Source organism: Paraburkholderia sp. SOS3, from assembly GCF_001922345.1.
Taxonomy (GTDB): domain Bacteria; phylum Pseudomonadota; class Gammaproteobacteria; order Burkholderiales; family Burkholderiaceae; genus Paraburkholderia.
In genome coordinates, this window is record NZ_CP018811.1 from 1,758,197 (window position 1) to 1,778,024 (window position 19,828).

General features: G+C 64.9%; 15 protein-coding genes. 7 read left to right on the forward strand and 8 right to left on the reverse strand.

What is annotated here, in order from left to right; genetic code table 11:
- Nucleotides 1–12: 12 nt before the first annotated feature.
- Nucleotides 13–2,340: a DNA topoisomerase IV subunit A gene (parC, locus tag BTO02_RS08105; RefSeq protein ID WP_075156600.1), complete on the forward strand. Its 2,328-nt coding sequence runs from the start codon at nucleotides 13–15 to the stop codon at nucleotides 2,338–2,340.
- Between the two features lie 318 nt (nucleotides 2,341–2,658).
- A complete protein-coding gene (locus tag BTO02_RS08110) occupies nucleotides 2,659–3,117 on the forward strand; it encodes a CopD family protein (RefSeq protein ID WP_075156601.1) in 459 nt (152 codons plus the stop codon).
- 84 nt (nucleotides 3,118–3,201) lie between these two features.
- Here the strand turns inward: BTO02_RS08110 and BTO02_RS08115 are convergent, their stop codons facing one another.
- From BTO02_RS08115 to BTO02_RS08145, 7 genes are all read right to left on the reverse strand, one after another.
- The gene (locus tag BTO02_RS08115; protein WP_075156602.1) at nucleotides 3,202–4,512 is read right to left on the reverse strand and encodes a hypothetical protein; all 1,311 of its coding nucleotides are present in this window, start codon (nucleotides 4,510–4,512) and stop codon (nucleotides 3,202–3,204) included.
- A gap of 200 nt (nucleotides 4,513–4,712) precedes the next feature.
- Nucleotides 4,713–7,082: a bifunctional diguanylate cyclase/phosphodiesterase gene (locus BTO02_RS08120; RefSeq protein WP_075156603.1), complete on the reverse strand. Its 2,370-nt coding sequence runs from the start codon at nucleotides 7,080–7,082 to the stop codon at nucleotides 4,713–4,715.
- Nucleotides 7,083–7,675: 593 nt separating this feature from the next.
- Complete coding sequence (locus BTO02_RS08125) at nucleotides 7,676–8,608, reverse strand: PhzF family phenazine biosynthesis protein (protein WP_075156604.1); 933 nt, start codon at nucleotides 8,606–8,608, stop codon at nucleotides 7,676–7,678.
- A gap of 113 nt (nucleotides 8,609–8,721) precedes the next feature.
- Nucleotides 8,722–9,186 (reverse strand): RidA family protein, encoded by a 465-nt coding sequence (locus BTO02_RS08130; protein WP_075156605.1) that lies wholly within the window; start codon nucleotides 9,184–9,186, stop codon nucleotides 8,722–8,724.
- Between the two features lie 49 nt (nucleotides 9,187–9,235).
- Entirely contained in the window at nucleotides 9,236–10,453 is a 1,218-nt protein-coding gene (locus tag BTO02_RS08135) for an aminotransferase-like domain-containing protein (RefSeq protein ID WP_075156606.1), read from the reverse strand.
- 64 nt (nucleotides 10,454–10,517) lie between these two features.
- Complete coding sequence (locus BTO02_RS08140) at nucleotides 10,518–11,426, reverse strand: DMT family transporter (RefSeq protein WP_075156607.1); 909 nt, start codon at nucleotides 11,424–11,426, stop codon at nucleotides 10,518–10,520.
- Nucleotides 11,427–11,442: 16 nt separating this feature from the next.
- Nucleotides 11,443–12,129: a VOC family protein gene (locus BTO02_RS08145; protein WP_075158700.1), complete on the reverse strand. Its 687-nt coding sequence runs from the start codon at nucleotides 12,127–12,129 to the stop codon at nucleotides 11,443–11,445.
- A gap of 285 nt (nucleotides 12,130–12,414) precedes the next feature.
- Here BTO02_RS08145 and BTO02_RS08150 point away from each other — a divergent pair, with 285 nt between their 5' ends.
- Together BTO02_RS08150 and htpG are read left to right on the forward strand one after the other, a co-directional pair.
- A complete protein-coding gene (locus tag BTO02_RS08150; protein WP_075156608.1) occupies nucleotides 12,415–13,869 on the forward strand; it encodes an aminotransferase-like domain-containing protein in 1,455 nt (484 codons plus the stop codon).
- Nucleotides 13,870–14,045: 176 nt separating this feature from the next.
- Nucleotides 14,046–15,956, forward strand: a complete 1,911-nt coding sequence (gene htpG, locus BTO02_RS08155; RefSeq protein WP_075156609.1) for a molecular chaperone HtpG — start codon at nucleotides 14,046–14,048, stop codon at nucleotides 15,954–15,956.
- A 191-nt stretch (nucleotides 15,957–16,147) separates the two neighbouring features.
- Here htpG and BTO02_RS08160 read toward each other — a convergent pair whose 3' ends face one another.
- On the reverse strand, nucleotides 16,148–16,414 hold the full coding sequence (locus tag BTO02_RS08160; RefSeq protein ID WP_075156610.1) for a hypothetical protein: 267 nt from the start codon (nucleotides 16,412–16,414) through the stop codon (nucleotides 16,148–16,150).
- A 217-nt stretch (nucleotides 16,415–16,631) separates the two neighbouring features.
- Between BTO02_RS08160 and BTO02_RS08165 the strand changes: the two genes are divergently transcribed.
- From BTO02_RS08165 to BTO02_RS08175, 3 genes are read left to right on the forward strand one after another with little or no spacing between them, the layout of a single operon-like run.
- On the forward strand, nucleotides 16,632–18,509 hold the full coding sequence (locus tag BTO02_RS08165; RefSeq protein ID WP_075156611.1) for a glycosyltransferase family 9 protein: 1,878 nt from the start codon (nucleotides 16,632–16,634) through the stop codon (nucleotides 18,507–18,509).
- 50 nt (nucleotides 18,510–18,559) lie between these two features.
- Nucleotides 18,560–19,282, forward strand: coding sequence for a chorismate--pyruvate lyase family protein (locus BTO02_RS08170; RefSeq protein WP_075158701.1), 723 nt, complete (start codon nucleotides 18,560–18,562; stop codon nucleotides 19,280–19,282).
- Between the two features lie 25 nt (nucleotides 19,283–19,307).
- Complete coding sequence (locus tag BTO02_RS08175; RefSeq protein ID WP_075158702.1) at nucleotides 19,308–19,817, forward strand: DNA-deoxyinosine glycosylase; 510 nt, start codon at nucleotides 19,308–19,310, stop codon at nucleotides 19,815–19,817.
- The last annotated feature ends 11 nt before the right edge of the window (nucleotides 19,818–19,828 follow it).

Genomic DNA, 19,828 nt, shown 5'->3' on the forward strand with positions numbered 1-19,828 from the left:
CACGGAACGTAGATGGAAGACAACACTCCCGATCTTTTCGAAGAGGCGCCGCCGCCCGGCGACCTGCTGACACTCGGCCATTACGCGGAGCAGGCGTACCTCGAATACGCGGTCAGCGTCGTCAAGGGCCGCGCGCTGCCCGACGTCAGCGACGGTCAGAAGCCCGTGCAGCGTCGCATCCTGTACGCCATGAGCGAGATGGGCCTCGCCGACAACGCCAAGCCCGTGAAATCGGCGCGCGTAGTCGGCGACGTGCTCGGCAAGTATCACCCGCACGGCGACCAGTCCGCCTACGACGCACTCGTGCGCCTCGCGCAGGATTTCTCGATGCGCTATCCGCTCATCGATGGCCAGGGCAACTTCGGCTCGCGCGATGGCGACGGTGCTGCGGCCATGCGCTACACCGAAGCGCGCCTGACGCCGATCGCGAAGCTGCTGCTCGACGAAATCGATCAGGGCACGGTCGATTTCATGCCGAACTACGATGGCTCGTTCGAAGAGCCGAAGCTGCTGCCCGCGCGTCTGCCGTTCGTGTTGCTGAACGGCGCATCGGGTATCGCGGTGGGCCTCGCGACCGAAATTCCGTCGCATAACCTGCGCGAGGTGGCGGCGGCCGCGGTCGCGATGATCCGTCATCCGAAGATCACGCAGGCGGAGCTCATGCAGCATCTGCCGGGGCCGGACTTCCCGGGCGGCGGCCAGATCATTTCGAGCGAAGCCGAGATCGCGGCGGCCTACGAAACGGGCCGCGGCAGCCTGAAGGTGCGTGCGCGCTGGAAGATCGAAGAGCTCGCGCGCGGCCAGTGGCAGCTCGTCATCAACGAATTGCCGCCGAACACGTCGTGCCAGAAGGTGCTCGAGGAAATCGAGGAGCAGACGAACCCGAAGATCAAGCTCGGCAAGAAGTCGCTGACGCCCGAGCAGCTGCAGACGAAGCAGACGTTGCTCGCGCTGCTCGACGCGGTGCGCGACGAATCGGGCAAGGACGCGCCGGTGCGCCTCGTGTTCGAGCCGAAGTCGAGCCGCATCGAGCAGACCGAGTTCGTCAATACGCTGCTTGCGCATACGAGCCTCGAATCGAACGCGCCGCTCAATCTCGTGATGGTCGGCGCCGACGGCCGGCCGCGCCAGAAGGGCATCGGCGAAATCCTCGGCGAGTGGGTCGGCTTTCGCTTCGCGACGGTTACGCGCCGCACGCAGTTCCGGCTCGCGAAGGTCGACGATCGCATCCATATTCTCGAAGGCCGGATGATCGTCTTCCTGAATCTGGACGAAGTGATCCGGATCATCCGCGAATCGGACGAGCCGAAGGCCGCGCTGATCTCGGCGTTCGAGCTGTCCGAACGCCAGGCCGACGACATTCTCGATATCCGGCTGCGTCAGTTGGCGCGCCTCGAAAAGATCAAGATCGAGAAGGAGCTCGAAGAACTGCGCGACGAGAAAGCGAAGCTCGAAGAGCTGCTCGGCAGCGAGAGCGCGATGAAGCGGCTGATCGTCAAGGAAATCGAAGCCGATGCGAAGCAGTACGGCGACGAGCGCCGCACGCTGATCCAGCAGGACAAGCGCGCGACGTTCGAAGCGCGCGTGGTCGACGAGCCGGTCACGGTCGTCGTGTCGCAGAAGGGCTGGGTGCGCGCGCTGAAGGGCCATGGGCTCGATCCGGCCGGCTTCACGTTCAAGGCCGGCGACAGTCTTTACGCGGCGTTCCAGTGCCGCACGCCCGACACGTTGATCGCGTGGGGCAGCAACGGCCGCGTCTACTCGGTCGCGGTCAGCCAGTTGCCGGGCGGCCGCGGCGACGGCGTGCCGGTCACGACGATGATCGAGCTCGAATCGGGCACGCACCTCATGCATTACTACGCGGCGACGGCCGACCAGGCGCTGCTGCTCGCGTCGAGCAACGGTTTCGGCTTTATCGCGAAGCTCGGCGATATGGTGAGCCGCGTGAAGGCTGGCAAGTCGTTCATGACGATCGACGAAGGCGCGGCGCCGCTCGTGCCGATGCCGATGGTGCCCGACGCGACGCAGGTCGCGTGTCTGTCGAGCACGGGGCGTATGCTCGTATTCGGTCTCGACGAGATGAAGACATTGTCGGGCGGCGGACGCGGCGTCACGCTGATGGGGCTCGACGCCAACGAAACGCTCGCGCAGGCACTCGCGATCGGCAAGGCGGGCGTCGTGCTGATGGGCACGGGCCGCGGCGGCAAGCCGGGCGAGGAAACGCTGTCCGGCAAGGCGCTCGCCGCGCATGTCGGCAAACGCGCACGCAAGGGGCACAAGCCCGATACGAAGCTCAAGGTGACGGGGTTGCGGCCCGCGCTCGAAGAAGGGCAGGGCTAGCGGCGCATCGCCATGCCTTAGCATCCTCGCAGCCAGCCAGAACATGCGGCGTGCAGCGCATTCCCCGGAGTGCGCTGCACGCCGCAGTTTTATTTAGCGTTATTTCGTGGCCCATGTCGTCCGATAAAAAGCCTCGTACGTTATTGAGCCAGTAAAGATGGACTGAACTGCGCGGCGCGTGGGCGGTCGAACGCGCAGTCCGGCCGCGACCCTTATCGACTCATCTGCGTCGACTCATCTGTGTCGACTCATCTGCGTCGACTCATCTGCGTCGATACCACTGCATCGATACCACACCGATACGACAGAGGAAAACGAATGACCAAAGCGATCGAAATCGCACTCTTTCTCCACCTGCTGGGCGTTGCCGTCTGGGTCGGCGGCATGGTGTTCGCGCATTTCTGCCTGCGGCCGGCCTTGGGCGACCTGTCGCCGCAATTGCGGCTGCCGCTGTGGGAGTCGGTATTCGGACGGTTCTTCAACTGGGTCGGCGTATCGGTGCTCGTTATTCTGGTCTCCGGCGGCTTTCTGCTGTCGCAGTACGGCGGCGCGCACGCGATGTGGCAACTGCATGCGATGGCGGGGCTCGGCATCGTGATGATGCTGATCTTCGGCCATATCCGTTTCGCCGTCTTTCCGCGCATCCGTCGCGCGGTGCAGGCGCAGAAGTGGCCCGACGGCGCGAATGCGGTCGCGACCGTGCGGCGGCTCGTCGTCGTGAATCTCGTGCTTGGTGTCGTGACGATCGGCTTTGCGGTGATGTCGCGCGGATTTTGAGGTGTTGGCCGCGGCGGGTAGCAGACCGGTGTCGCGCGTCGTGCGGTCCGGCCGTTACGACGGACGGACCGACGCGGCCGCTGCCTAGCCTAGCTGCGCGAGCAACAGACGCTTGGCGCTGCCGAGCAGCGAAGGCACGGGCTCCGCGCTGACGTTGGTCATGCAAAGCAGGCCATCGACGGTCGCTACCGAGATGTGTTGCGTCTGCGGCGCGCCGTGTACCGCGGCAGGCGTCACCCACTTGATGCGCAGGCGCCCCTCGCCGTACCGCGTCGGAATCGCAAGCCGCCCATAGTTGTCGATGCGCAGCGTCGGGGCGCGTTGGCGGTTGCCCATCACGAGCCGGTCCGGGTCGGCGCCGGCTGCGATCATCTCCAGCACCGGCGTCGAAAAGCCGCCCGCCGCTTCGACGGCCGTGCGCCGTATCGCGAGGCTTTGTTTGACGGCGCGTGCAAGATCCCAGAACGAAAGCGTCGTGGACGGTTCCAGCTCCGCGCTGCGCTGCGTCGGAAAAATCCCGAGATGCTCGCTTGCGCCGAGTAACGCGCGCGTGTCGAGCGAACTCGCACAGCGGATCGTATGGTCGCGCCATGAGCGCGACAGGGCCCGTCCGGCCAGCATCGCGGCGGCGCACAGCGCCGCATGCACGGACGCCTGTTCTTCGCGCGCGCGCCGTGTCATCAGCGATGTGACCGACGGTTCGAGCCAGATCTGCTGAAGCAACGGCTGCTCGTCGCTCGCGGCAAGCAACGGGGCGGACAGGGAACGACGGTCATCACGCGTATGACTATCCGTTTCGTCGTGTGATGAACCCGGCGGCGGGCCAAACGGCGCAGACTGCTCGCTCGTCGACAAACCCAGCAGTTCATCATGCGACGGCGCCATCGCGCGCGGACTGCCGAGCGCCTCGCCGGCCAGTGCGCGCATCAGATCGCGGATCAGCAAAATCAGCGAGCTACCGTCCAGTGCCGCATGATGGGCGCCCAGCACCAGCGTCGTGCGGTTGCGGCCGTAGAGGATCGACGCGCGCAGCAACGCATCGTCGGAACCGAAACGCGTGGCGAGTTCCGCCGATACGAGTTCAAAAAGACGGATGCCCGATTCGCTCGGCACCACCTGCAGCGCGAGCGGCGCATCGGGCATCAGCTCGAAACACGGGCGATAGCCGGGCCTTTGACGGATGCGCGAGGAGAGCACGGTGTGGCGCGCCTGGACCGTAGCGAGCGCCGCCGCCCATTGTTCGACCGTCGTGCGTCCTTCTACTTCCGCGGCGACGACAGTCGTGCGCGGCACGCGTTGCTGCAGCAGCCAGAAATACTCTTCGAATACGCCGAGCGTGCGCAGCGTTTTGCCGGGTCGGATCGACGCATGGTGGCGGGTGAGCGAATCGGTCATGAGCGGCCCTCGAACGTTCAGGCAAGTCCTTATTAGAACGTTCCTGGGCGCAACCTATTCCCGTCCGACTAATAGCGCGCTAATACGGCATCCCGCGCGCACCACCATAGGATGGTATCGCTTGGAATGCATGGCAACTCAGAAGTGAGCGATCGGCACGGATACGAGGCCTGTTCCCCGATCTGCCGCCGGCCCAGCTGTCAGACTGGCTGACCGCTCGTGCTCGGCGCGTCGCTCGTGTCGCCGTCGCTGCGCTCGCGCGGCAGCGCACGCGTGCGCAAGCCGCACACGCCGAACTTGTCGAGCAGCGCCGGAATGCCGTCGCTCGGCACGGGGCGCGAGAACAGGAAGCCTTGCGCTTCGATCTGCCCGAGCGCCGCGAGCCACGCGACCTGTTCCTCGGTCTCGGTGCCTTCGACGACGACGGTCAGCCCGAGCGAGCGCGCCAGATTGACGATCGCGGTCACCATCACGCAGACGCTGCGGTCGCCCGGAACGGCCTGGACGAACGAGCGGTCCACCTTCAGCGTATCGACCGAGAAGCGGTTCAGATACGACAGCGACGAATAGCCGGTGCCGAAATCGTCGAGCGCGATGCGCACGCCGAGCCGCTTCAGCGCGAAGATTTTCTCCGAGACGAGATCCGGAAATTCCATCATCGCGGTCTCGGTGATCTCGAGTTCGAGGCGTCGCGCGGGAATGCCGCTGTCTTCGATCGCGCGCGCAATCGTATCGAACAGATCGCCGCGCCAGAACTGCACGGCCGAAATATTGACCGCGAGCGACAGCGATTCGTAGCCTTGCGCCTGCCACTGCGCGAGCTGGCGGCAGGCCGTCTGGATGACGAAGTCGCCGATCGGCACGATCAGGCCCGTCGACTCCGCAACGGGAATGAACTCGTTCGCCGGAATCAGGCCATGTTGCGGATGGTTCCAGCGCACGAGCGCCTCGAAGCCCGTAATGCAGCGGCGCGTCAGGTCGATCTTGGGCTGGTACGCGAGAAACAGCTGCCCGTCGGCGAGCGCAATGCGCAGTTGCTGCTCCCACTTCATCAAATGGTCGGCGCGGTGCGAGAGCTGCGGCGAATAGAACTGATAGCAGTTCTTGCCCGCGTCCTTCGCGCTGTACATCGCGAGATCGGCTTTCTTCAACAGATCGATCTCGCTTTCGTTCGCAATCGAGTAGAGCGCGATGCCGATGCTCGCATGCAGCACGAAGCTGCTGCCGCGCACCTCGAACGGCGTCGCGAACACGTCCGACGCCGCCTCGGCGGCCGCGACCGCGCGTTCTTCGACATCGTCGCCTTTGACGATCACGACGAACTCGTCGCCGCCGATGCGCGACAGCGTGCCCACGCCGGCCACGGCATCGGCGAGGCGCGCCGCCGTCATTTGCAGGACGATGTCGCCGGCGTTGTGGCCGAGCGTGTCGTTGACGGTCTTGAAGTTGTCGAGGTCGATAAACAGAATGGCGAGCCGCCCGACGTTCGATGTCTGCGCAACTTCATGGTGAAGAATCTGCAGCGTGGAATAGCGGTTGCGCAAGCCGGTCAGCAGATCGTATTCGACGAGGTGCGTCATCTCGCGTTCGCGGCCAAGCAGCTTGCCGATCAGCCCTGTCGCGACCGCGAAGAAGCCGAGCATCGCGAGCGAGATGAAGCTCGCCATCAGCAGATAGACGTTGCGCGTGTGGTTGTAGTCGGCGAATTCTTCGGCCTGCGACAGACCGACGAGCACGCCTAACGGATAGCCGTCGATATGCCGGTACGACACGACGCGCGTGACGTTATCGATCGGGTCCACATAGGTGCCCGACACATGCTCGGAGGTCGGATAGGTGCCGCTCGCGGTGAACACGCCCGAGGCGCGGTCGTCGTTGCCGGTGCGGCGCGCGAGCACGGTGCCGTCGTCCGAGATCACCGCGATCACGCCGTCGCGGCCGATCGCCGCGTTGTTATAGAAGTCGGTGGTGAAGTAGCTCGGGTCTTCGGAGACCACGACCACGCCTGCGAACGAGCCGTCGGGATGGTTCAGACGCCGCGTCATCTGCAGCGTCCAGTGGCCGGAGACGCGGCCGAGCACCGGCTTGCTGATGTAAAGCTGGTCGTCGTTCTCGTGCTCGTGCACCTTGAAATGTTCGCGGTCCGACAGATCGATCGGGCGCGGGTTCGCTTCTGCGGTGTTGGCGATCAGTTTGCCGTGCTCGTCGATCAGCGACACCTGCACGAGCGTCTCGCTCTGCACGACGCCTTTCTCGACGGTGCTCGCGAGATCGAAGCGGGCCGGGGATTTTTCGAGTTCGAATTTGACGAAGCGCGTGATCTGGTCGACCTGGTGAATCGCCTTCACCGTATGCTGTTCGAGCGCAGCGGAAAGAATGCCTGCCGACGCCATCGCTTCCCGATAGGTCGATTCTTTCTCGACCGACAGCCGCGCGAAGATGACAGTCCATAGCAGCACGAGCACCAGCACGCCGAGCGCCGGGATCGCGAGCAGCGCGCGGCGGCGCGAGGCGGCCGGGTCAAGCCGGTGCCTGGCTTCGCGTACGCTGGAGTGATGGAGCTGATTCATCGAGAGTGGACCGCGACCCTATGGCTTATGACTGCGCTGCTTGCGACGCTTCAGGCAGTGTTTGTGTTCGTTCGACGACTGCGCTAACGGTAACCCGGCTGCATGGTAAGCGAAGTACCGGCATTTGATGCGCAATGCGGTCTGGCGTCGTGCGGAACCATCCGGTCGATCCGCGCCCGAGGTCATCGGTTAGGTTTTGATATTACTGAATGCCTCAGGATTAAGAAAGCGTTCACGCATCGGGTATACGCGTGCTTTTCAAAGGCCTTGTGGTGCGCTGCCGGTGCCGCGGCACGCCGCCCGAAGAGCCGCGCGCAGCGGGCGTTTCAGCAGGACCGGAGCAGACGCTCCGGTCGCGGTTCGCCGCATTTGCCAAGGGCTGGCCTTGCTTGAATAGGCACGGCCATTTCCACTAATCCGCTTTATGGTGCAACAAGCGCGATGCACGTTGCATGAAAAGAAAGGAAGCGCCATGTTTGCATAGCGATGCTATGCGAATTCGTTGTATTTGCAGCACTTCAATTTAAATTGATTTTTGCGGCGACTTCTTGCAAGTCGCGCCGCGTTGCGGTGTTCCCAGATGTTCTCGCGTATCAGCCGAGCCTGAACGTGCCATCGACGATGGTGACGGACGCGCCGCCGATCCATGTCTTGCCCGCTGCATCGTCGTAATGAACGGCGACGTCGCCGGCGCGGCCGAGCACCGTACCCTGGCGCACGGTGTAGCGCTCGCCCGGACGGCGCTGTTGTGTGGTTAGCAGGCATGCAAGCGCGGCGTTCGCGCTGCCCGTCACCGGGTCTTCGCCGAGGCCGAATGCGTCGCCGGTCATCAGGCAACGCACCTCGAACGTCGCGGGTCCGCCTGGCGGATGCGGACCATAAGCTGCAAGCCCATGCGCGCCGACCGAGTGCGCGATCCCGGCGAGTGCGTGCGCATCGGGTTCGAGCGCGAGACAGTCGCTTGCCGATGCGAGCCGCACGACGAGCCACGGCGCGCCGTTGTCGACGCCGCACGGCGCCGCGCCGAAGTCGATCGCGTCGCTGTGCAAGGCGGCCGAAAGCGCCGCGTACTGCGCGTCGGGCAACGGCGCGATGCGTGCCGGCGGCGCCGCAAAGGCCCATGCGCCGCCGCGATGCGATGGTGTCGATGGGTCCGCCGCAGCCGTTGCATCGGCTGCGCCAAGCGCCACGAGTTCGACGAGACCGACGCCGCATTGCTGAACCAGCCGTCCCGCCTGCTTCGGCCGATAACCGCTTTCGAGCAGTGCATGCGCGGTGCCGAGCGTCGGATGGCCCGCGAACGGCAACTCGCGGCCGGGCGTGAAGATGCGCACGCGATAGTCGGCGGCCGGGTCCGTCGGTTTGCACAGAAAGGTGGTTTCGGACAGATTCGTCCAGCGCGCGATGGCCTGCATCTGGTCGCTGCCGAGTTCGTCCGCATCGAATACGACCGCAAGCGGATTGCCTTTGAACGGTACCGAAGTGAAAACGTCGACTTGCTTGAAGCGGGCAGTGCGCGCGGTCATCGTGCTTCCTGGTGGCGGATGTCGAACAGCGGCGGGAGCCGATCGCGAGCGGCCGGCAGCATGCATGGCCGCGTCGCGCGTCGCTCGCGAAAGCGTGGATGCTCAGGCGAAGTTCACGCCACTTCGGCGATCAGTTCGATTTCGACGCATGCGCCGAGCGGAATCTGCGCGACGCCGAACGCCGAGCGCGCATGTTTGCCACGCTCGCCAAACACGTCGACGAAGAACTCGGAGGCGCCGTTCGTGACGAGATGCTGTTCGGTGAACGACAGCGTGGAGTTGACGAGGCTCATCACCTTGACGATGCGCGTGACGCGGTTGAGGTCGCCGACGTGCGCGTGGAGCGTCGCGAGCAGATCGATTGCGATCGAGCGGGCCGCTGCTTTGCCTTCTTCGGTGGAGAGGTTCTCGCCGAGCTTGCCGACCCACGGCTTGCCGTCCTTCTTCGCGATATGGCCCGACAGGTAGACGGTGTTGCCGCTTTGCGCGCTCATCACGTAGGCGGCGGCCGGGGCGCCGGCGGTCGGCAGTTCGATGCCGAGTTCCTTCAGTTTGTCGTAGACGTTTGCTTGAGCCATGGTCAGTCCTTTCGGCGAGTGTAAAACCTCAATGGTAGCGCCGTTGCGATCAGATGCGCGCGCGCACGAGCGTCGCAAGCCGCGCGATGCCGGCGTCGATCTTCTCGGGCGGCACGGTGACGAACGACAGGCGCAGCGTGTTGTGCTGTGCTTCATTCGCATAGAACGGCGCGCCGGGCACGAACGCGACGTTTTGCGCGATTGCTTCTTCGAGTAGTTTCATCGTGTCGATCGCGGGCGGCAGTTGCGCCCACACGAACATGCCGCCCTCGGGCCGGGTCCAGGTCACGCCTTCCGGCATGTAGCGCTCGAGCGCCGCGAGCATCGCCGCGCACTGATCGCGGTACAGCGCGCGGATGGTCGGCACGTGCGTATCGAGAAAGCCGTCCTTGACCACTTCATGCACGATGCGCTGCGTGAAGCTCGGCGTGTGCAGGTCGGTGGCCTGCTTCGCCTGCACGAGTTTGAAGTGCAATTCTTCGGGCGCGACGATGTAGCCGACGCGCAGGCCCGGTGCCAGCACCTTCGAGAACGAGCCGAGATGCACGATATGCTCGGGCGCCATCGACAGCATCGTCGGCAACGGCTCGCCGCGGTAGTCGAGCGCGCCGTACGGGTCGTCTTCGATCACCGGAAACGGCGCGCGCTGCGCGAACGCGGCGAGTTCGCGCCGGCGCTCGACGGCCATGCGCCGGCCCGTCGGGTTCTGGAAATTCGGCTGCGCGTAAAGCAGGCGCGCGCCCGCGGTCAGTTCCGCTGTGAGCGCGGCGGGGATCAGGCCGGACTCGTCGGTCGGCACCTGCACGTAGCGCGGCTCGTACAGCGAGAACGATTGCAGCGCGCCGAGATAGGTCGGCGTTTCGACGAGCACCGGGCTTTGCGGGCAGACCAGCACTTTGCCGAGCAGATCGAGCGCCTGTTGCGAGCCGGTCGTGATCAGCACCTGCGTCGGACGGATCTGCACGCTACCGTTTGCGCCGTGCGCCGAATGGCGCGCGGCGATCCATTCGCGCAGCGGCAGATACCCCTCGGTCGCGCTGTACTGAAGCGCGGCGCCCGGCGTATCGCGCAGAATGCGGTCCGAGGCCGCGCGCATCCGTTCCGCGGGAAAGGTGGAGGGGGCCGGCAGGCCGCCCGCGAACGAAATGACGTCGGGCCGTTCGGTTACCTTGAGAATTTCGCGGATGGCGGAACTCGTGAGCTTGCGCGCCCGTTCGGACAATTGCCACGAGCGGGTGCTCACGTTGGTCAGATCGCTTGGGTCCACGTTGGGGGTCCTCGTCTGCTTGTGGTGACGTCTTGCGTTGATGTCATGCTTGCTCGACTGCCGTTCAGCTTGTGCGAACCGCGCGCGGCGCCGTCTGCACCGTCGCACGGCGGCCGAGCATCACGGTGGCGATGACTGCTGCGGCAAAAATCCACGTCGACGGCGCGACGCTTTCGCCGAAAAACAGCGCCGAAAACGCCATCGTGAAGAAAATCTGCAGCAGTTGCACCTGGCCGACGCGCGCGATGCCGCCCATCGCGAGCCCCGCGTACCACGCGAAAAAGCCGAGGAACTGCGAAAAGAACGCCACATAGGCGAACGCGAGCCACGTCTTGAGCGCAACCGGCCCCGGGTGCAGCAGATGCTGCTGCCACGCGAGCCAGCCGACCGGCAGCGCAAGAAACGGCGCGGATACGACGAGCGCCCAGCAGATGACTTGCCAGCCGCCGATCTGTTTCGCGAGCCGCGCGCCTTCCGCGTAACCGAGCGCGCCGATGCCGACCGCGACGAGCATGAGCAGGTCGCCTGCCTGCGGTGCGCCGCCGCCCGCCTCGAACGCGAATGCGACGACGATCGCGCTGCCCGCGAGCGCGCACGACCAGAAGAGCTTCGACGGCCGTTCGTGCGAGAGCCACGCCGCGTAGATCGCGACGCACAACGGCTGCAAGCCGTTGACGACCGCACCGTGCGAGGCGGGCACGTACTTCATCGACCATGCGGAGAACACCGGAAACGCGATCACCACGCCGAGCGAGACGACGCAGAGGCTTTTCAGCTGGGCCCAGTTCGGCAGCCGTTCGCGGCGCCAGAGGAGCAGCGCGCCGGCAGGCACGGCGGCGACGAGCGCGCGGCCGAGCCCGTTCAGCAGCGGGTGCCATTCGGCCACGACGATGCGCGTCATCGGCAGCGTGAGGCTGAACACCACCACGCCGATCAGGCCGAGCAGCATGCCTTGGGATTCGCGCGAATTCATGGCTTCGACGGCTCCGTTATTTGAGTGTGCGCAGACCGCCCGGCGTCTCGAACTCGGCGACGAGCGCGGGTGCGCCGTCGGTTGCGGCGAGTTTGATCAGATGCGCGGCGCCGAGCCAGTCGAGGTGAGCCGCAATCAGATCGGCTTGCGGATGCACGGCGCTAAGCGTTCTCAATGCAATACCCGATTCGGGCAGGCGCTGCGTCGGATGTAATGCCGTGCTCCATTGGATCAGCGTCGGCACGATGCCGTCGCCGGCGTGCTGCCAGCTCGGGAATGCGCCGTCGTCGGGCACCGACAGGCCCCACGTGAAATCGCCGCGCGTCATCGGCACGACAGGCGCAATCCGCTCGGGGTATTGCGCCTGCCAGCGCGCGAGATCTTTCGGCCGCTCGACGCGCGCCACCCAGTGCGACAGATACGGGCCGCTGTCGAGCCGCGCGGCGAGCGCGGGGTCGTCGAGCGCGAAGAGGCGCGGGCGGGCCGCGCCGTCGGTGGGTTCGGGCGCGTCGGGATCGACCGCGATCACCTCGAGATAGACGCCGCCCCACAGGTTCAGCAGCCGGTTGCTCGTGCGCATCAGCGGATGCGAGCCGCCGCCGGACGGCGCGACGCCGAGCGTGTCGGCGACATATTGCGAACCTTCGTCGAGCGTGCGGGCCGAGACGACGAGATGATCGAGGCGAAGCGGGTGGACGGTCATGGCGGATCGAAAAAACAGTTGTGCAGCGGCGGGGCGGACGCAATGCGGCGCGAAGCTTCGCGCTGCCGCGGTAAAGGCTTCAAGCATACCCGCTCCGGCGTAGCGGCCCGGTGCTGCGCAGCCCGCAGATGCGACGTGCCGCACGCCCGCCTGCTGCCCGATGGCATGGCGCACGCGCGGCAGCAAGGTGTACGGTTACCCCGAAGTCTGTCGAATGTATCGTCTGCGACCTGCACAGTAACGGTACAATCGCACAGGTAGTCCTCGGTACAGTTGGAGTCAGCCATGTCCGTCCCGCTCGAACAGATTCCCGCTCCGCACGACGCGTCCGCGCTGACGCTCGTCGATCAGCTCGTCCAGTGGGCGCGCCGCCGTGTCGACGAACGCGTGTTCCGTCCCGGCATGCGCATGCCGTCCATTCGCAAGCTTGCGCTCGATAAGGGCGTGTCGCGCTTTACCGTCGTCGAGGCGTACGAGCGGCTCGTCGCGCAAGGCTATCTGGACTCGCGGCGCGGTTCGGGCTTTTACGTGCGCGAGCGCCTCGCCTCGCCGATGCCGGGCGAGCGGCGTCCGGCCAACGAGGCCGCGCCGGCGCCGAGCACGATCGACGTGGTCTGGCTGCTGCGCAATATGCTGCATACGTCGACGCAGCCCGAACGCGGGCCCGGGCTCGGCTATCTGCCGTCGCGCTGGCTCGACGGCGAGCTGATCGCGGGCGCGCTGCGCACGCTCGGCCGCCAGAGCGGCGCGCAGATGCTCGGCTTCGGCACGCCGCAAGGCTTCCTGCCGCTGCGTCAGCAATTGCAGACGCGCCTCGAGGAACTCGAAATCGGCGCGTCGCCGCAGAGCATCGTGCTCGTGTCCGGCATCACGCAAGGCGTCGATCTGCTGTCGCGACTCTATCTGCAGGCCGGCGACGCAGTCATCGTCGGCGATCCGGCCTGGTTCCAGATGTTCGGACGCATCGCTTCGCAAGGCGCGCATCTGGTCGGCATGCCGTACACGCCGGACGGCCCCGATCTCGATGCGCTCGAAACGCTCGTGCAGACGTGGCGCCCGAAAATGCTCGTGATCAACTCGGTGCTGCAGAACCCGACCGGCACGTCGCTGACGGCCGCGCAGGCGTTCCGCATCCTGAGGCTTGCCGAAGAGTACGACTTCATCGTCGTCGAAGACGACATCTACGGCGATCTGTGCCCGCCCGGCTATCCGGCCACACGCCTCGCGAGCCTCGATCAGTTGAAGCGCGTGATCTACATGGGCAGCTTTTCGAAGACGCTCGCCGCGAACCTGCGCGTCGGATTTATCGCGTGCGCGCCGGAAATCGCGCAGGCCGTCGCGGACCAGAAGATGCTCGTCAATATGACGACGCCCGAACTCAACGAGCGCGTGCTGTACAAAATCCTCACGGAAGGGCATTACCGGCGCCATGTCGAGCGGCTGCGCGCGCGGCTCGACACGGTGCGCGACAAGGCGTGCCGCATGCTCGAGAAGACCGGCATGCGGCACTTCCTGACGCCCGGCGCGGGCATGTTCGTGTGGACCGATACCGGCGTCGACGCCGATGCGCTCGCGGCCGCCGGCCACGAAGCCGGTTTTCTGCTGACGCCGGGCAGTCTTTTTTCGCCGCAGCAGTCGCCAACCACCTGGATGCGCTTTAATGTGGCGAACTGCGGCGACCCGGCGCTGCCCGCATTCCTCGGCGAGTATCTGGACAGCGTGATCCGGCGCGCGTCCTGACCCCCTTGAAATCATGCGCTGCGCCCCCAATTGGGCGGGCGAATTGGGCGGGCGATCAGCGCGATCCGGTTCCGCGCTTATCATGCACGGCGCGCTAGCAAGCGTGGGGCCGTGCGGCGCCACGCATCGCCGCCCCCTGATTTCGAATCCACCTGCAATAGAGAGGACGTCCGACCATGGCACAAGAGACCATGAGCTTTCAGGCGGAAGTGAAGCAACTTCTGCATCTGATGATCCATTCGCTGTACAGCAACAAGGAAATCTTTCTGCGCGAACTGATCTCGAATGCGTCCGACGCGGCCGACAAGCTGCGCTTCGAGGCCATCGCGGACAACGCGCTGTACGAAAACGACCCGAACCTGCGCATTCGCGTGTCTTACGACAAGGCCGCGCGCACCGTGACGATCGACGACAACGGCATCGGCATGAGCCGCGACGAAGCGATCGCGAATCTCGGCACGATCGCGCGCTCGGGCACGAAGGAATTCTTCGGTAAGCTGTCCGGCGACCAGCAGAAAGATGCGGCGCTGATCGGCCAGTTCGGCGTGGGCTTTTATTCGGGCTTTATCGTCGCGGACAGGATCACGGTCGAAACGCGTCGCGCCGGCCTGCCGGCGTCTGAAGGCGTGCGCTGGGAAAGCGCGGGCGAAGGCGACTTCGCGGTCGACACGATCGAGCGCGCACAGCGCGGCACGACCATTACGCTGCACCTGCGCGCCGATGAAGACGATCTGCTGTCGTCGTACCGCCTGAAGTCGATCATCCAGAAGTATTCGGACCACGTCGCACTGCCGATCCTGATGCGCAAAGAGGAATGGGACGCGGAAAAAAGCGAGATGGTCACGAAGGACGAAGACGAGACCGTCAATCAGGCGAGCGCATTGTGGACGCGCGCGAAGAACGACATTACCGACGAGCAGTACAAGCAGTTCTATCAGCATCTGTCGCACGACCATCAGGATCCGCTGACGTGGACGCATAACCGTGTGGAGGGCCGCAGCGAATACACGCAGCTGCTCTACGTGCCCGCGCATGCGCCGTTCGACCTGTGGAACCGCGAGCACCGCGGCGGTCTGAAGCTGTACGTGAAGCGCGTGTTCATCATGGACGACGCCGAGCAGTTGCTGCCCGCTTATCTTCGCTTCGTGAAGGGCGTGATCGATTCGAGCGATCTGCCGCTCAACGTATCGCGCGAACTGCTGCAGGAAAGCCGCGATGTAAAGGCGATCCGCGAGGGCGTGACCAAGCGCGCGCTGTCGATGCTCGAAGAACTGGCCAACCTCGAAACCGAAGCGGAAACCGACGCCGACAAGCAAAAATACGCGTCGTTCTGGAAGGAATTCGGGCAGGTGCTGAAGGAAGGCATCGGCGAAGACTTCACGAACAAGGACCGCATCGCGAAACTGCTGCGTTTCGCCTCGACGCAAAACGATACGGACGAGCAGAACGTGTCGCTGGCCGCCTATGTCGCGCGGATGAAGCCCGAGCAGTCGAAGATTTACTACGTGACCGCCGATACGTGGCAGGCCGCGAAGAACAGCCCGCATCTCGAGGTGTTCCGCAAGAAGGGCGTCGAAGTGCTGTTGCTGACGGACCGTGTCGACGAATGGATGCTGTCGTTCCTCAACGAATTCGACGGCAAGCCGCTCGCCAGCGTCGCGCGTGGCGACCTCGACCTCGGTGAACTCAACGACGAGGAAAAGCAGGCCCAGGAGAAGGTCGGCGAAGAACTGAAGCCGCTTGTCGAACGCATGAAGGAAGCGCTGAAGGACAAGGCAAAGGACGTACGCCTGACGTTCCGCCTCACCGATTCGCCGTCGTGCCTCGTGGCCGACGAAGGCGATATGAGCGGCTACCTGCAGCGTATGCTGAAGGCGGCGGGTCAGAAGGCGCCGACGATGCAGCCGATTCTCGAAGTGAACCCCGAGCACCCGCTTGTAAAGGGCTTGCATACCGATAGCGCGAACTTCGACGATTGGGCGCATCTGCTGTTCGACCAGGCGTTGCTGGCGGAAGGCGGCTCGCTCGACGATCCGGCGAGCTTCGTGAAGCGGACCAATGCGCTGCTGCTGACGCGCGCGGGGTAACATGCGGGCGATACAGTTGCGACGGATCGTGTCGCGCTGTTGATGACCGCCGCGGTTGATGACCGCGGTTCACGCTGTTGGTCTGATATTGAATGCGCTGCCGTGAAAGAACGGCAGCGCATTTTTTTCGCCTGTTGTCCTGTTTCGTTTCTTTTCGTTTCGCTGCCGCCTCCCAGCGAGTGCCTCGGGTTCTAACGTTCCGGCGCGCGCTCATGCATATTGCGAACCTGCGCGAGCACCGACCCCGCCAGTTCTTTCGCATGCTCGCATGCATGTGGATCGGCCAGCACCTTGCCCGCTATTTTTCCGATTGCCGCGCTTGTGTGCTTGAACGTGTGATGCTGTGAGAGGGCGGAACCCGCGAGTTCTTTCTCGATCGGCGATGCATTCAGTTTTGCGAGTACGACCGCGGCGAGATGCGCGATTCTCTCGGATGTTTCTTTCGAATTCTTAAGCAATTTATACTCCTTTGAGATTATTCTTGATCTAAAACGAGTGCATTCAATTGGCCGGAATGAAAGCCGATTAAGTATGGTTTACTAACTAAAAATTTTCAACGAAACTGTGTCGCTCGATGTTGATTGCCATGGCTATCTGGCTGGCGTCATTGCGCTGTAAATCGAGGTAAATCGTAAAGCGAAGTAAATCGAAGTGAGCTGAAGCAAGGGGTGTTGGATGTTGCAATCGGTATCGGTGCTCGCGGGCGGGCCTTTGCAGGCGATCTGGGCGGTGTTGCGCGAGCGGGGTTTCGATGCGGCCGAAGCGTTCGCGAACGGGTTGGTCGCAAACGGCGCATCGCCGCAGATCTACGCTGATCTATGCGCAAGCGCGGGGCAGTTCGAGCGCGCCTATCACAGCGCATCGGCTGCGCATCGGGACGCAGACCCGGGCGAGCGTTTCCTGCGGCTTGCGCTATTCGCCGATGCGATCGGCAATCGGGCCGCGGTGGCGGCGGCGTGCGAACAGGCAATCGGGATATTCGCGCCGGACCGGGCAATCGCATGGATCGCGTGGATAATCGACGAATGCGGCGCACCGCCAGCGGCCATTCATCTGTTGCGTGCTTACGAAAAGCGCGTGCCGAACGATGCGCGCGCGCCGTGGTGGCTCGCGCAGTTGCTGGCGGCGCATGACGAAAGCGCCGTCGAAGAACGCCGTGAAGCGTTGATGCGCGCTTATGCGCTCGATCCGGACTTGCACCCCGCGTTGGCATTGCACGTCGCGCTCGTCTTTCGCGCGATGCGCGACTGGGACGCGGTGATGCAGGTCGCGCGCCGTGGGCTGTCGCGCAATCCCGCCGATGCGGAACTCGCGTGGCAACTGAGCCACGCGCAATGGCAACTGGGCGACGCGCGTGCGGCCGAAGCGACGATGCGTGCGGTCGATGTCGCCGCGCCCGGCAAGGCGGCTGTGCTCGCCGCGGCCGGCACGTATCAGCTGGAGCAGGCGCGCTATCGCGACAGCGAAGCGACCTTGCATGCGGCGCTCGCGCTCGATGCTTCGTGTGTGGAGGCAGCCGTCGATCTCGCGGAGCTCGAATTGCGGCGCGACGACTGGGCCTCCGCATGGCCGCGCTACGAGGCGCGGCTCACGCGCGCGGACCGTGACGCGCGCAATATCGTCAAGGTGGTCGAGCGGCACTATCCACGCTGGCGCGGCGAAGCACTGAACGGCAAGACGCTGGTCGTGCACAGCGAGCAGGGCAACGGCGACGATATCCAGATGGTGCGCTTTCTGCCGTGGCTCGCCGCCCGCATACGCGACGAGGGCGGACGGCTCGTGCTGGCCTGCCGGCGCCCGTTGCAACCGTTGTTTGCAAGAATCGTCGAGCGCTGCATCGCGATCGAAGACGGCTTGCCTCGCGACGCGCACTACGCGCTGCCGATGATGAGCGTGCCGTTCGCGATCGGCTTGCAGCCCGAGCAGGTGGACGGCGCCGCGTACCTGCAAGCCGACGAGGAGCTGTGCACCGTATGGCGTCAGTTCGTGCGGGTCGAAGGGCAAGCGCATGCGCAACCGCAAGCTCAATCTCAATCTCAACGCCAACCGTCGGGCCAGCCGGTGCTGCATGCGGGGCTCGTATGGTCGGGTAGTCCGACGCACCGGCGCGATATGCAGCGTTCGATTCCACTCGAAGCATTGCTGCCGCTTCGTGCGCTCCGGCATGTGGTGTTTCATCCGTTGACGCCGGGCAAGGAAGCCGAAGCTGAAACGCTCGCGCAACTCGGCTTCCGCGTTTGTAATCTGACTGCGCGCTATCGACAGGGCTTCGATGCCGTCGCCGCGCATGTCGCCGCACTCGATGTGCTCGTGACGATCGACAGCGCGCCGCTGCATCTGGCCGGTGCGCTCGGGCGTCCGGTGCTCGCGATGCTCGACCATGTGTCGCACTGGTGCTGGGGTGTCGCCGAGTCGCAGCGCTGGTACCGGTCGGTCGAACTGTTCCGGCAGCCGTCTGCGGGAGAATGGGCGCCTGTCGTGGAGCGCGTCGCGCAGCGGCTCGCAGAAGGGCTCGACCAGGGCTTTGGTGAACGGCTCCGGCATGATCGATAGCACGGCCCGCGTCGCTGCGCGGGCCAGCCGCGCACCCTATAATGCGGCGCATGCCTACTCGTTTCGATCCTGCGGACGCGCACTGGCGTGTCGAACCGCTTCCCGGCTTTTCCCCCGACCAGAAAGACTGGCTGACGCGCGGCGGCTCCCTGACTGCGCACTTGCGCACGCTCGGCGCGGTCGTGGTGCGGGTGACGCGCGAAGCGGTATCGCTGCCGTGGGATGACGAGCATCGCGCGCTTGGCGTCGCACCGCGCGCGCCGGTGTGGGTGCGCGAAGTCGTGTTGTCGGTCGACGGCGTGCCGTTCGTTGCCGCGCATAGCATTGCGCCGGTCGCGGCGAGCACCGGCGTCTGGCAGACGATGCGGCGCTTGCGGACACGCCCGTTGGCCGAGTTGTTGTACAGCGATAGCAGCGTCGCGCGCTCGCCGCTGGTCAGCCGCCGTTTGACCGCGCGGCATCCGTTGTTCCGGCTTGCGTCGCGCGAGGTCGATGAGCTCGACGCGCGTTGTCCGCATGCGCTCGTGGCAAGGCGTTCGGTGTTCGAACGTTACGGCGCGCCGCTGATGGTCACCGAATGCATGTTGCCCGCGCTGTGGTCGCATCTCGCCGCGCGCGCAGGCATGCCGGCGGCGCAGCGTCGGCTGATCCCGCGTGAACATGGGCGTTCGCTCGAGCACACGGCGGCGCGCTCGCATCACGGCGCGGCGCATCCGGGGCGTGACGCAGATCGCCCTGTCCCGAGCGCAGCATCGCGAGCGCGAAAGTGCTGAAGCGCTGAAGCGAAGCGAGGACGTCATGACCCTCAAGCGGTGTTTTCCGCCCGTGGTGGACCAGAACACGAGAGTATTGATACTCGGCAGCCTGCCCGGAGAAGCGTCGCTCGCACACAGTCAGTACTACGCTCACAAACAGAACCGGTTCTGGACGCTGGTCGGCGAAGTCATCGGCGAAAACCTGCCTGCCATGGAGTACGCCGACCGTTTGCGCACGCTGCTCGATCACCGGATCGGTCTATGGGATGTGGTCGCGCAGGCGCGGCGCACCGGTAGCCTCGACAGCCAGATACGCGATCATGCGAGCAACGATCTCGTCGCGCTCGTCGAAACGCTGCCCGCGCTGGTCGCGATCGCGTTCAATGGCGGCACGGCGGCGAAGATCGGCGAGCGGGCGCTGGGCGGACTTGCGAGTCGATACCGGATACTGAGACTGCCGTCGACGAGCCCCGCGCATGCTTCGCTGCCGTATGCGGCCAAGCTTGTTCAGTGGCGCGAGATCCGCCCAATGCTATCCTTCGCTTCGCCTTGAATCCTGGCGCC